This window comes from Microbacterium sp. A94, assembly GCF_051842855.1.
GTDB lineage: Bacteria > Actinomycetota > Actinomycetes > Actinomycetales > Microbacteriaceae > Microbacterium.
This window is the reverse complement of sequence record NZ_JBPXMU010000007.1, coordinates 31,554-44,933: the sequence shown is the minus strand read 5'-3', so window position 1 is coordinate 44,933 and position 13,380 is coordinate 31,554. Positions and strand designations below refer to the sequence as shown.

General features: G+C 66.0%; 10 protein-coding genes. 1 reads left to right on the top strand and 9 read right to left on the bottom strand.

Annotation, left to right across the window (positions count from 1 at the left end; translation table 11 throughout):
* Positions 1–11: 11 nt before the first annotated feature.
* The 4 genes from ACSU1L_RS15630 to putP all read right to left on the bottom strand — a co-directional run bounded on the left by ACSU1L_RS15630 (position 12) and on the right by putP (position 5,763).
* Complete coding sequence (locus tag ACSU1L_RS15630; protein WP_438252726.1) at positions 12–953, bottom strand: hydroxymethylglutaryl-CoA lyase; 942 nt, start codon at positions 951–953, stop codon at positions 12–14.
* Entirely contained in the window at positions 950–2,212 is a 1,263-nt protein-coding gene (locus ACSU1L_RS15625) for a hydroxymethylglutaryl-CoA reductase, degradative (protein WP_439256412.1), read from the bottom strand. Before ACSU1L_RS15625 ends, ACSU1L_RS15630 begins: the two co-directional genes overlap by 4 nt.
* Positions 2,213–2,304: 92 nt before the next feature.
* Positions 2,305–4,131 carry a helix-turn-helix domain-containing protein gene (locus ACSU1L_RS15620; RefSeq protein ID WP_439256411.1) on the bottom strand — a complete coding sequence of 609 codons (1,827 nt, stop codon included), beginning with the start codon at positions 4,129–4,131 and terminating at the stop codon, positions 2,305–2,307.
* A 99-nt stretch (positions 4,132–4,230) separates the two neighbouring features.
* On the bottom strand, positions 4,231–5,763 hold the full coding sequence (putP, locus tag ACSU1L_RS15615; protein ID WP_439256410.1) for a sodium/proline symporter PutP: 1,533 nt from the start codon (positions 5,761–5,763) through the stop codon (positions 4,231–4,233).
* A gap of 419 nt (positions 5,764–6,182) precedes the next feature.
* Here putP and ACSU1L_RS15610 point away from each other — a divergent pair, with 419 nt between their 5' ends.
* Positions 6,183–8,186 carry a hypothetical protein gene (locus tag ACSU1L_RS15610; RefSeq protein ID WP_439256409.1) on the top strand — a complete coding sequence of 668 codons (2,004 nt, stop codon included), beginning with the start codon at positions 6,183–6,185 and terminating at the stop codon, positions 8,184–8,186.
* A 146-nt stretch (positions 8,187–8,332) separates the two neighbouring features.
* Here the strand turns inward: ACSU1L_RS15610 and ACSU1L_RS15605 are convergent, their stop codons facing one another.
* The 5 genes from ACSU1L_RS15605 to ACSU1L_RS15585 form a co-directional block, all read right to left on the bottom strand.
* Entirely contained in the window at positions 8,333–9,388 is a 1,056-nt protein-coding gene (locus tag ACSU1L_RS15605; RefSeq protein ID WP_439256408.1) for a DUF998 domain-containing protein, read from the bottom strand.
* Positions 9,389–9,592: 204 nt separating this feature from the next.
* Positions 9,593–10,534: a siderophore-interacting protein gene (locus tag ACSU1L_RS15600; protein ID WP_439256407.1), complete on the bottom strand. Its 942-nt coding sequence runs from the start codon at positions 10,532–10,534 to the stop codon at positions 9,593–9,595.
* On the bottom strand, positions 10,524–11,324 hold the full coding sequence (locus ACSU1L_RS15595) for an ABC transporter ATP-binding protein (protein ID WP_439256406.1): 801 nt from the start codon (positions 11,322–11,324) through the stop codon (positions 10,524–10,526). Before ACSU1L_RS15595 ends, ACSU1L_RS15600 begins: the two co-directional genes overlap by 11 nt.
* Entirely contained in the window at positions 11,321–12,343 is a 1,023-nt protein-coding gene (locus ACSU1L_RS15590) for a FecCD family ABC transporter permease (protein ID WP_439256405.1), read from the bottom strand. The genes ACSU1L_RS15595 and ACSU1L_RS15590 overlap by 4 nt, the downstream gene beginning before the upstream one ends.
* Positions 12,340–13,365: a FecCD family ABC transporter permease gene (locus tag ACSU1L_RS15585; protein ID WP_438253061.1), complete on the bottom strand. Its 1,026-nt coding sequence runs from the start codon at positions 13,363–13,365 to the stop codon at positions 12,340–12,342. The genes ACSU1L_RS15590 and ACSU1L_RS15585 overlap by 4 nt, the downstream gene beginning before the upstream one ends.
* Positions 13,366–13,380: the final 15 nt, after the last annotated feature.

Sequence of the window (13,380 nt, the reverse complement as noted above, 5' to 3'; positions counted from 1 at the left end):
GAATGTCCTCTCTATCGGGTCAGCGCCGCTGCGACTCGTGACGTGGTGGGCTTGGAGAGCACCTGGGAAAGCCAGGCGCTCGTCTCGGTAAGTGCATCAAGGTCGATGCCAGTGCGGATGCCGAGCCCGGTGAGCATCCAGACAAGATCGTCGGTGGCGAGGTTGCCGGTGGCGGACTTCGCGAACGGGCATCCGCCCACGCCTCCTGCTGCGGCATCGAAGATGCGCACACCCTCTTCCAGACCCGCGTAGACGTTCGCGAGCGCCATGCCGTAGGTGTCGTGCATATGCAGTGCCAACGCCGAGGTCGGGATTCCGTCGGCGACGAGCGCTCTGACGACACCGCGAACCTGGCCGGGGGTGGCGACGCCGATGGTGTCGCCGAGCGAGAGGTCTGCGATGCCCCAGTCGCGCATGAGACGCGCGAGACGCACGACCTCTCCGACGGCGACCTCACCCTCCCACGGGTCTCCGAAAACCATCGACAAATAGCCGCGAACGCGTACTCCGTCGGCTGCAGCGCGCGTCACAACCTGCTCCACGGCCTGTTCCATCCGCTCTCTCGACGCGCCGAGGTTGGCCTCGGAGAACGACTCGGTGACGCTCAGGAACACGGCAATATCGTCCGCTCCCGCCTCACGCGCAAGGTCGTAACCCCGCACGTTCGGCACGAGAACAGGGGTGCGTGCCGCGAGATGCTTCGTGCGGGAGAAAACCTCACGGGAATCTGCCATCTGCGGCACCCGGTCGGCACGTACGAAGCTGCCGACCTCGATCACCGGAGCACCGGCCGCGGCCAGACGCTCGATGAGTTGGACCTTGGTATCGACGTCGACGAGCGTCTTCTCTGCCTGCAGCCCATCGCGAGGGGCCACTTCCCAGATCTCCACGTCGTCGGCAAGGCCCTGGTGCGGGGCAACGGTAGGGAGGCCGAGGCTGCGGGTGGTCGTCATCGCGCGGCTCGAAGTTCGGCGAGGATCTGCTCGGCGACATCGGCGCGTACCGCACCCCGCTCCACCAGTGCGGCGGCAACCCGGTCGACCTCATCGGCGCCGGCGCCAGCCGCGACGGCGACATTGCGGGCGTGCAGGCCCATGTGCCCGCGCTGGATACCCTCGGCGGCCAAGGCACGGACAGCGGCGACGTTCTGCGCAAGTCCGATCGCGGCGACGATCTCGCCCAGCTCTCGCGCGGTGGTGACCTCGGTCATCGCCACTGCTGCGCGGGCTGCGGGGTGCGACTTGGTCGCTCCCCCGACGAGACCCACCGCCATCGGCAGTTCAATCGTTGCGGTGAGGTTGCCGTCGGCATCCTGTTCGAAGCGCGACAGCGCACGGTACTGGCCGTCGCGTGCTGCGTAGGCATGTGCGCCGGCTTCCACTGCTCGGGTGTCGTTGCCCGTGGCGAGAACGACGGCAGAGATGCCGTTCATGATGCCCTTGTTGTGGGTCGCGGCGCGATAAGGGTCGTCATAGGCGAGGGCCGCGCCGGCGACCATGTTCGCGACGATCTCCGGCCCGCCGACCTCATCGGGGTGGATGGTCAGGCGTGCGCGGGTGAGGCGCAGGTCCGCGAGGTTGGTGAGAATCCGTAGCAACGATCGCCCGCCGGCGATCTCTGCAAGCCTGGGCGCGATCGCCTCGGCCATCGTGTTCACGGCATTCGCGCCCATGGCGTCGCCGACGTTGACCACCAGGTGCACGATGAGGTGCTCGTCGAGCAGCCCATGGATCGTGCGTACCAGCAGGTCGCGTGCGCCGCCGCCGACCGATACGAGCTTGGGATCCTGCTCGTCCGCCAGCGCGAGGATTTCGTCCTTCGCTTCGAGGATGCGTGCACGGGCGCCGTACGGATCGGCGACATCGAGCAACTGGATCTGGGCCTGCATGAGGGGCTCGGTGGAGGTGGTGACGATGCCGCCGAACCGGCGCGCCATGCGCGCGATGTTGGATGCGGCGGCCACGACCGAGGGCTCCTCCGTGGCCATCGGCACCAGGACCTCACGGCCGTTGACGATGACGTTCGTGGCCACACCGACCGGGATACTGATCTGCCCGATCACGTTCTCGACCATGCGGTCGGCCTGCTCGATACTCAGCCCGTCTCCGGCCAGGGCGCTCAGATCGACGTCGCCGATCGCTTCCGTCACGGTCTTTCGTCGTTCCTCGACAGTCAGATTGCGTAGTCCGCTCAGGCGGGATGTCGTAGCCACGTCGTCGTCCTTTCATGTGGCAGTCGTTGCCACCCAACTTCGACATCTAATCAGCGGCCGCACCCCTCGACATAGATCCGATTCGGACACATTCAATCGATGTGCAATGTCTGTTCTGCAGCTCTTCTGGCCCGCTCCACCCGTACGGCGAGCTCCAGCCGGAAGCGCGTTTCCGGCTGGTTCAGCTCGTCGCCAAGCAGCATCTGCATCCGCTGAATGCGCTGCTTCAGCGTGTTGAGGTGGATGTGCAGCGTGCGTGCGGTGGCAGCCAACGACCAGCGCTCGTCGAACAGTGCGGCGAGGGTGTCCACGAGGACACTGCCGTGTGTCTGATCCCAGCGCAGCACCGGCGAGAGCATGCTACCCACGAAGTTGGCCAGCGCGGCACCGTCACCCCCGAACAGCAGCGCATACGGCGAGAGCGAGACCGCGTCGAGCACGCCGGAGCTGATGCCGAGACCTCGTGCGAGCGCCGCAACATGCCACGAGTTCGGCGCCTCTGCGGCTGCCGCATCGAGCGTGGTGGATCCGGTGGCGAGAGCGAACGGCGCCGCATCCGCACAGATCTCCTGCACGACGCGCGCGACGGCGACCGGTGACGACTGCGCGGGCTGCGCTCCGAGCGGCGCGAGAACCGTCACGCCATGCGGCGATGTCGCGACGAGCCAGTCGGTATGCGAGCGCAGCCGTGCGACCAGTCGCGTGCGATCTCCTGCGGCGCATGGCAGGACGATGGTGACCCACGGATCATGGATGGCATAGTTGCGTGTGGCCGCACGACGAATCCCCGACGCCCGGTTGGTCGGCCCCTCGAGCAATTCGGTGGCGAGCTCGCCGCGCACACGCTCTTCTGCATCATCCAGGGCGTCGAGGCGCAACCGGACGAGCGCAGCCATGAGGGCCGCGCGTTCGACCGTGCGCCGCTCGATCTGCGTCAGCATCCGCTCGCCGCCGGCCACCAGGAACGTGCTGGATCGTGTTCCCGCTCCGAGTACCGCGGCCACCAGTTCGATCCGGGGATGGGCAACCATGACGCTGCGACCGCTCTGAGCGGCGTCGGTCGCGGCTCGTCGCACCACGGGGTCGGCGGGCAGGTCCTCATCGCCCGCCAGCGCCACCTGCCGACCAAGTGCCTCCGCGAGCGCATCGACGATTGCCTCGGCACCGTGCCCATCGACGACCAGTCGGGTGAGCGCATCGTGCAGGCCCGCCGCCCACTCGACGTCCCGCTGGCGTGAGGCTGCCTCCGCCGTCGCCTCAGTCGCGTCGCGCAGCAGTTGCGCCTGGTGCAGCGCGAGGGCGGCGTGTCCGGCGAAGGCCGAGAGCAGCGCGACCTCGTCCGGACGGAAGGCATGGGGCACACGACTGGCAGCGAACAGCACCCCGAGAACCCTGCCGTTGACGACCAGCGGCGCTCCGAGCAGCGAGCGCAACTGCTCCTCCCTCATGATCGCGTCGATCGTCGGATCGTGGGGCACGCTTGTGAGCGTGGAGTAGTCCTCTACCCACTGCGGATGCTGAGTGTGAACGGCGACGCTGGCGAGGCCGACACCGGCAGGCACGACCATGCCGAGGAACCGGGGAGAGATAGTCCCGGTCTCGGCACGGACATAGAGCTCGTCCTGGACAGGCTCGTAGACGGAGAGATAGGCGACGTCGACCTCCATGAGCTCGTGCGCGCGATCCACAATGCGCTGCAGCATGAGGTCAGGATCGGTCACCGAAAGCAGGTCGCGAGTCGACGACATTACCGCGCGCAGCTCGGCACCCCGCTGACGAAGTGTCGCCAGGCTGCGCCCCAGGTGCACCAGTGCATCCGCAGCATCCGCGTCGCCTTCCAGCGCGGTTCGCAGCGCATCGGAATCGACGGCTGCGCCGTCGGCCAGCGAGCGGATGATCGTGGCGAGGTCGGAGGACATGCTTTCATTCTCCCGCGCGGCAGGCGTGCCCCTCTGCACGCCGGGCGAGCGCCACGAGGGGGCGGATGCCGCAGCATCCGCCCCCTCGTCAGGCAAGCCCTACGGCGTCATGCGGTTCGTACGCGCTCCGCGCCCCACCCCGTTGACCGTCAGCAAGGTGCCGGTGTCAGTGAACTCCTGCAGGATCTCGTCCTGGCGCTCCGTCCCGTCCTTGTGGGTGATGAGGCTGACTACCACCGCGACGATCATCGCGCAGATGAAGCTGGGCAGCAGTTCGTACATCTCGGGCCACACGGCCTTCCAGATGAAGACGCCGGCGGCACCGACGAACATGCCAGCCAGGGCGCCCCAGTTGGTGAGCTTGCGCCAGAACAGGCTGAGCAAGATCAGTGGGCCGAAGGCCGCACCGAAACCGGCCCATGCGAACGAGACCAGCCCGAGGATCGTATCGTTGGGAATGATCGCGAGCAGCGCGGCGATGATGCCGACGCCGAGCACAGTCAGTCGTCCGAGCATCACCAGCAGCTTGGGCGACGGCTCTTTCTTGACCACTTTGAAGAGGTCTTCCACGAGAGCCGACGAGGCGACGATCAGCTGGCTGGAGATCGTGCTCATGATCGCCGCGAGCACCGCCGCCAGCACGAGGCCTGCGACGAACGGGTGCAGCAGTGTCTGCGCCATCACCAGCACCACCGTCTCAGGGTTACCGAGATCGATGCCCTGGTGTGCCATGTAGGCGATGCCGACGAAGCCAGAGAACACTGCGCCGATCAGCGAGATGATCATCCAGCTCATCCCAATGCGGCGGGCAGCCTTCGCCTCGCCGGGGTTACGTAGTGCCATGAACCGCACGATGATGTGCGGCTGGCCGAAGTAGCCCAGTCCCCAAGCGAGCGACCCGATGATAGCCAAAACCGTTCCACCGGTCAGAGCAGTTCCACCGATGAGCGAGATGTGGTTCGGGGCAAGGTCTTCGACGTACGTGGCCACCTCGCCGAAACCGCCGACGGCGATGATCGCAGCGACCGGGACGACAATCAGGGCGATCACCATCATCAGTCCTTGCACGACGTCCGTGAAGGAAGCGCCGAGGAACCCGCCGAACAGCGTGTAGAGAAGAGTGACTCCGGCAACCAACACCATGCCGAGCAGGTAGTCGGAGTTGAACGAGCTCTCGAAGAAGAAACCGCCGGCCACCATGCCGGAAGAGATGTAGAGCGTGAAGAACACCAGGATCACGACACCGGCGAGGATGCGCAGCATCCGCGACGAGTCACGCAGCCGGTTCTCGAAGAAGCTCGGAATGGTGATCGAGTTGCGCGAAACCTGTGTGTACGCGCGAAGCCGCGGGGCGACGAGCAGCCAGTTCAGGTAGGCGCCGATCGTGAGGCCGACGGCGATCCATGCCTCGATGAGTCCGGAGAGATAGATCGCGCCCGGAAGACCCATGACGAGCCAGCCGGACATATCGGATGCTCCGGCGCTCAGCGCCGCGACCCACGGCGGCAGATCCCTCCCCCCGAGCATGTAATCCTCGTGGTCCTTCGTCCGGCGAAATGCCAGATAACCGATGATGAGCATCGCGGCGAAGTAGAGCCCCAGCGCGATGAAGATGAATACCTGATCGGACATCGTCGTCCCTCTTTCGTTGCAGATCGGTGCAGCGGTTCTGCCTCGATACTGACAGGGACGGATGCCGGGGGCCACCCCTATTCGACGATGGTGGACGATCACGGTCAGAGTTTTGCTGAATCGCGTAATGTTGCGACGTTTCGTGCGTCTCATCTCTAGGCGCAGTTGTGCCCGCACATCTGCATTTAGTCACTTCTGTAAGTTCAGGAGTTCGCACAGGGGGAAGAATGAAAGCCCATCGTCACCGGCGACGCATCGTCGCCACGGTCGTAACTGCCGCGATGGCGGCTTTGGGAATCGCCGGTGTTTCACCGGCTTTGGGAGTCGAGCAACCGGTTACAGCCTCGGCATCTCAGCAGGTGAGCCTGAGTGCCATTCCCCCAATAGCAGAGGCAGATCCGTTCTCTGCCCCTGCCTGCGTGGGGTCAGACCCTTCCGAGGCAAGCTTGACGGTCACGGGCGCCCAGCTCGACAACTACAACGACGGCGGCATCGCGGTTTTGTACGACGTCAGAGGCACCCGGTTCAACACCAATGGCGCCCCCTTTGGCTGGGGATCCCCTGCAGGGTGTGGCGTTCGCTATGTCGAGAATGTCGGTGCGGTCTCTGAATGGATGTACTGCACGGATAAGGAGGCCGCGGCCTGTCTGCGTGTCGACGAAAATGGCAACCTCACTGACACACCAGGTGTCGCCGTGCCGCCGATGGAGTGGCAGCCGAACAACGAACGCCTGACCGAGGACCAAGAGCGGATAATCGCGTACATCATCAACACTGACCTCGCGGTTACTGCTAAGCCTGATGCCGACCCGGCGCGGGCAACAACTCTTGCCTCCAACGCAACGGAGGAGGACCGTCGGGCTCGTCAGGATCTCGTGTGGTGCGTGTCTGACCGCGAATTCTTCGAATCGGAAGACGGCGCCGATGCCGATTTGGCTTGGTGCGATGACAATATGAGCCCCGAACGCCAGGCGGAGATCTTGCATCTGATGCCTGACGATCGAGAGCACGTTTTGAGTATCTCTGGTGACGGAGTCGACGTGCCTGTCGACGAGATTGCGGAGTTCGCGGTCACCACAAACTTCTTCGACCAGAACATCGCGGTTACAACTTCGGGCGGGCCTGTGGCGCTGTGCGAGAACAACGAGAGCAACGCAACGCTCACAAACGGGACTCTGACTGTGACAAGTGACGACCCCGACGCAACAGCGACAGTACTTCTCTGCGTCACCGGCAGCGCTGCAGGTGAAACCACGGTGTCTCTGGAGGCCACCCCTCCCGCGCGTGAACATCTCAGCTGGTCCCAGGCGCAGGCGCCAGAGGGCGAAAAGCCGTGCCAGGTCTTTGCCGCCCTCGAGCGCGACCGGATGGAAACGCTGAACGTGGAAGCCAGCGCCAACTTCGTCGATGAGGAGGCTGACGCAGCAGACGCTGACGCTACCGACGCTGACGCGACTGACGCAGACGCAACTGACGCCGATGCAACGGATGCAGATGCAACCGACGCAGACGCAACGGACGCAGACGCAACAGACGCAGACGCCACTGACGCTGACGCCGACGCCGATGCGACTGACGCCGACGCCACGGACGCAGCCGCAACAGACGCAGACGCCGACGCCGACGCCGACGCCGATGCGACTGACGCCGACGCCACGGACGCAGACGCCACAGACGCCGACGCCACGGATGCTGACGCCACAGACGCCGACGCCACAGACGCCGACGCCACGGATGCAGATGCGACTGACGCAGATGCAACTGACGCCACCGACGCAGACGCAACTGACGCCACGGACGCAGATGCGACTGACGCAACAGACGCAGCCGCAACAGACGCAGACGCCGACGCCGACGCCGACGCCGATGCGACTGACGCCGACGCCACGGACGCAGACGCCACAGATGCAGACGCCACCGACGTCGACGCCACGGATGCAGATGCGACTGACGCAGATGCGACTGACGCCGACGCCACGGATGCAGACGCCACGGATGCAGATGCGACTGACGCCGACGCCACGGACGCAGACGCCACAGATGCAGACGCCACGGATGCAGATGCGACTGACGCCGACGCCACGGACGCAGACGCCACCGACGCCGACGCCACCGACGCAGATGCGACTGACGCCACGGACGCTGACGCCACCGACGCAACAGACGCAGACGCCACAGACGCCGACGCCACCGACGCAACAGACGCAGGCGCCACGGATGCTGACGCCACCGACGCAGACGCCACGGATGCAGACGCCACTGATGCAGACGCTAGCGACGCAGACGCGACCGACGCAGCCGGCGGTACCGACGGGGGACTTGCTATAACGGGTGCTTCCCCAGCTGGACCCCTAAGTCTCGCTGGCTTGCTGCTCGCGATCGGTGCTGTTGTTCTCCTCAACAGGAAGAAGCGAGTGGGCTGAGCTTGGGGTATAGCTACCCGGGCCGATATGCGTATCTCTCGGCCCGGGTAACACGTATCGACGTGATCGCCGGAGCACCGCCCCGGTCAGTGATCCTGGATACCGAACTTGTGGTGCGTGAAAGCGCCTGACCTTCAGCGCCGCCGTCAGGCGTGCAGTAGTGATCCGCGCGCCGAGGCCCGTGGGCTCGACGGAGTCAGCACCGCGAGGATGCGCACGAGAGTGGTCAGCCACAGCAGCCCGAGACCGATCACGATCGCCTCGAGCACCGTGAGCGAGTACAACTTGAACCCGTCCGCGAGGACGAACGCGACCACGAGCAGCAGCGCGATGCCGACCGTGACCACCAGCAGCGGACGCGGTGGCCCCGGCATCGCAACGGTCGTCGCGACTCCGGCCGCGACGAACAGCACGAGCGTCGAGGCGGCCGCGATGTTGTGCACCACGACGATCTGCTCGACCGGGAACAGGCCGACCCCGGCGAGCGCGACTCCGGTCCCCACCCACAGCAGTGACACAGCCGCAATGCGGCCGAACCAGGCGTCGCCGCGGATGCGGTGCAGATCACGTCCGATATACATGCCGACGGTCGCAGTCAGGATGCCGGCGACGACGAGCGTCCCGTTGAACGCCCAGGCCCCGTCGCCGATGCCGAGCTGTGAGAAGTTCAGCTCCCACCAATGAGGATCAGCTGCGGTGAGCATGGCGAACAGCGTGCCGATGGCGAGATAGCTGAACAGCAGTGTTGCGAGGTCGGTGGTGCGCAGGCCAATGCCGGCGTCGAATGCGAGGCGACCGCCAATCGCGCTGGCCACCGCGATGACGAGGGCACCACCGAATGCCGGAAGCTCCAGTCCCTGCAATCCGACGCCGAGCACTTCACTGGCCAGCAGCACGCCCAGTGCTGTGACCCCGGCGAAGGCCAGGGTGAGGGCAACGGCGGAGGATGCCGAGATGATGATCTGCCAGCGCGGCATCTCCTGGTTCTGACCGCGGCGATGCAGGAATGTCGAAACCGCGAAGGATGCTGCGGCGATGCCTCCCGCGACGAACGCGGCGGGTAGACCCACCGAACCGTCACCCGCGATCGGGCGTGGGCTTCCCCACAGCACGAGCGTTCCCAGCGCTGCCCCGATGACGAAGCAGATGAGGGTCGCCCAGATCGCACGGGTCTCCCGTGTCATCTCGGGTTCCTGCGCCATCTGCGGATCCTGCTCCATGCTTCGATCAAACCACGCACTGCCGACGTCACCCCCCGTTCCGGTCGCAGTTGATGTCGCTAAACCCGCGGAATAGCAGCACCAAGTGCGACCGGAACAGGTGGGTGGTGGGTGCACGGGGCGCGCGGGCACCGGGCGCGCGGGAGGTGTGGACGCGCGGGCGCGCGGGGGCGCGGTGCGCGCGGGCTAGCCGCGCATGGCGACGCCGCGGCGCCAGTAGCCCATGAAGGCCACCTGTGCGCGGTCGATGCCGAGCTCCTTCACGAGGTGGCGGCGCAACGTCGTGACGACGCCGCTCTCCCCCGCGATCCAGAAGTACCTGTTGTCGCCCGAAGCAGTGGGCGCAACGTCCTCGCCGCTGCCCGAGTAGATCGGCGTTTCCCACACCAGGTCTTCGCCCTCAGCATCCTGCACGACGATCTCGGCGTGACCGGTGTCTCCCAGATAGTCCAGCACGGTCGGGATGACTCGCAGCCCGTGCGCCGCGTCACCGCGCGGTAGCCAGTGCACGTCGACTCCGGCGGGTGCATTGATCGTCAGCTGGTCTGCTGCCGCCGGAACCTCGATGAACGCGATTCCACGCAGATCGCGCGGAGCATCCTCCAGGATCCGCGCGATCGCCGGGGCAGCCGTCTCGTCCCCGACCAACATCACGGAGGATGCACCGCCCGGAGCGTACTCAATACCGTTGCGGTCCTCCCGCCCACGCCGCGGCCCGACGATCAACAGCTCATCACCAACCTCGGCGCGGCTCGCCCACAGCGAGGCCGGTCCGGTGAGTCCCGGTTCCAGATGCAGCACGAAGTCGACGACGACCTCGGTGCTGGCATCCATCACTCGCAAATCACGCACCGAATAGGTGCGCATCGAGCCGCGCTCCTCCTCCGGGACGGCGAGATACGCACCCCACCAGTCGTCGGTGTCACGCGCGACCGGAGGCAGAATGCCGGATGCCGGCGGGAAAACCAGCTTGATCCGCGCGTCATAGATATCTCCGGGCGTGCCGAACTCGACAAGTTCCGAACCGCCGAAGGTGACGCGCACGAAGCTCGGCGACACCCGCTCAACAGCTCGCACCTCGGCGCGGGCGAGGACATAGGAGGGACGAGTACGAGTTTCAGCGGACATGATGCCTCCCGATCGGGGTGACCATCGGCTTCCCGGAAACCGGGTCGGTCGTGATCTGATTAGCCATGCCGAAGACCTCTTCGACCAGCGTGTGGGTGAGAATTTCATCCGGTGCGCCCAGCGCGTGCACCTTGCCGTCACGCATCGCGACGAGCTCGTCGGAGTAGCGGGCGGCGAGGTTCAGATCGTGCAGCACCATGACAATGGTGGTGCCGCGCGAGACGCTGAGGTCCGTGAGCAGGTCGAGCACGTCGACCTGGTGAGCGACATCGAGGAACGTGGTCGGCTCGTCGAGCAGCAGGATATCCGTCTCCTGTGCGAGAGCCATGGCGATCCAGACGCGTTGGCGCTGACCACCGGAGAGTTCGTCGACGCTGCGATCGGCAAGATCGGTAATGCCGGTGACAGCAAGCGCATCGGCGACAACCTCGTAGTCGTGTGCGCTCCACCGCGCGAGCATCTTCTGGTGCGGATGCCGGCCACGGCCCACCAGGTCGGCCACGGCGATGCCCTCCGGTGCGATCGGCGACTGCGGCAGCAGTCCCAGCACCCGTGCGATCTCCTTAGTCGGGCGCGAGTGCACGGATCTGCCATCGAGGACGACCTGACCGGATGCCGGCGACAGCAGACGTGCGAGCGAACGCAGCAGCGTCGACTTGCCGCATCCATTCGATCCGACGATCGAGGTGATCTTTCCCGGAGCGATGGCCAGATCAAGCCCGTCGATGACGGTGCGGTCACCATAGGCGAGCGTCACTGCCTCGGCGGACAGCGTGTGGGCCTCGGTCACAGCGAGCCTCCCGAACAGTTGGTGCGGATGAGTAGATAGATCAGGTACGGCGCACCGAGAATTCCGGTGATCACGCCGACGGGGTAGCGCGCGTCGAAGACGAACTGACCGATCAGGTCGCCCGCGAGCACGAGCACCGCACCCACGAATGCGGATGGCAGCAGGAGGTTCGCCCCAGGTCCGGTGACGCGAGCGGCGATGGGTCCGGACATGAATGCGACGAAGGCGATCGGTCCGGTCGCGGCTGTCGCGAAAGCCAGCAGCGAGACAGCGCCGATGATGAACATCAGCCGTGTCGCGTGCACCCGCACGCCGAGGCCTGCGGCCGACTCGTCGCCGAGCTGCAGCATCCCGAGCGCTTGGGCCTGGCTGAACAGCAACGGCAGCACGACAACGCTGGCAATGACGAGCGGGACGATATCGTCCCAGGACGCATTATTCAGACTGCCGGTAAGCCAGCGCATAGCCGTCTGAATGTCCCACTGCGCAGCCCGGGAGAGCACGTACGACACGACGCTGTGCAGCATCGCTGCGACGCCGATCCCGATCAGAATCAAACGGATGCCGGCGAAGCCGCCCTTGTTCGAAAGCAGGTAGATCGCCAGGGCGGTGATCAGGGCGCCGGCCAGTGCGAGAACCGAGACCATCGGGCCGGTGAGGCCGAGGACGACGATGCCGACGACGGCTGCTGCACTCGCCCCCTCGGTGATGCCGATGATGTCAGGGGATGCGAGCGGGTTGCGCAGCAGCGTCTGAAACGCCACACCGGCGATTCCGAACGCGAAACCGGCGAGGATGGCGAGCACGGTGCGCGGCAGGCGGAGTTCACCGACGGTGAAGGATGCTCCCGGCACGGTCTCACCCAGGATCACTCGGATGACCTCACCGGGGGTGTAGAAAGTGTTGCCCACCATGAGCGCGATCGCGGCGAGTGCAAGCAGCAGCACGGCCAGCACGATGCTCGCGATGGCGTGACGGCGGTGGCGCGCGCGGCGACCGGCGATGATCGCAGCCGTCACAGCTCACGCACCTTCTGCCTGCGGACGATCCAGATGAAGAAGGGCGCACCGATCACCGCAGTGATGATGCCGACCTGAATCTCTTCTCCGGAGGGGGCGATGACGCGGCCGACGATGTCACTTGCGAGCAGCAGCGCCGCGCCCGCGATCGCGGAGAACGGCAGCAGCCAGCGATGATCCGTGCCGATCAGGAGGCGGCACAGGTGCGGGATGACGAGGCCGACGAAGCCGATAGGGCCGGCGATCGCGGTGGCGGCTCCGGCGAGGATCACCGCACCGAGAGCCGAGATGAGCCGCGTTCGAAAGACGTTCTCTCCGAGGCCTGCGGCCATGTCGTCACCGAGCGCGAGCGAGTTCATCCCGCGAGAGCATGCGAAGCAGATGAGCGCGCCGATGCCGAGCGCCGGCGCGATGACCGCGATCCGGGGCCATTCAGCACCCCCGACACCGCCGATCATCCAGGACTGGAACGTCTGCAGCAGGTCAGCGCGCGGCAGCATGATGGCGCTGATGAGCGCGCCCAGCGCAGCCGAGGTCGCAGCCCCCGCCAGGGCGAGTTTCAGCGGAGTTGCGCCGCCGCGCCCCAATGATCCGACGGCGTAGACGAAGACGCCGGCCACGGCCGCACCCGCGATCGCGACGAACATCTGGCTGGATGCGCTGGACAGGCCGAAGAAGGCGATGCCGAACACGACGGCGAGGGAGGCGCCGTTCGAGATACCGAGAATCCCCGGTTCGGCGATGGGATTGCGCGTGACAGCCTGCATGGTCGCCCCGGACAGGGCGAGGGCTGCGCCGACGAGAATCGCCAGCACCGTGCGCGGGATGCGCTTGATGATCGCCGCCTGAGCGATGGTCTCGTCGTGTCCGCCGAGGGCGGTGAGCACATCGTCGATCGAGACCGCACGCACCCCGAAAGACAGCGAGAGGATGCTGAGGACGACAATGACGCCCGCACCGATGAGCAGCCAGACGATGCGGGCAAGCGCCGGGCGCCGCAGTTCTGCGGCACCCGGCGTCATGGTCGTGGCGACTGA

Excerpts from the sequence above, each read along its gene's own strand:
- ACSU1L_RS15600 (WP_439256407.1), bottom strand. The coding sequence starts at position 10,534 with ATGTCCGCTGAAACTCGTACTCGTCCCTCCTATGTCCTCGCCCGCGCC.
- ACSU1L_RS15585 (WP_438253061.1), bottom strand. The coding sequence starts at position 13,365 with ATGACGCCGGGTGCCGCAGAACTGCGGCGCCCGGCGCTTGCCCGCATC.
- ACSU1L_RS15630 (WP_438252726.1), bottom strand. The coding sequence starts at position 953 with ATGACGACCACCCGCAGCCTCGGCCTCCCTACCGTTGCCCCGCACCAG.
- ACSU1L_RS15620 (WP_439256411.1), bottom strand. The coding sequence starts at position 4,131 with ATGTCCTCCGACCTCGCCACGATCATCCGCTCGCTGGCCGACGGCGCA.
- putP (WP_439256410.1), bottom strand. The coding sequence starts at position 5,763 with ATGTCCGATCAGGTATTCATCTTCATCGCGCTGGGGCTCTACTTCGCC.
- ACSU1L_RS15605 (WP_439256408.1), bottom strand. The coding sequence starts at position 9,388 with ATGGCGCAGGAACCCGAGATGACACGGGAGACCCGTGCGATCTGGGCG.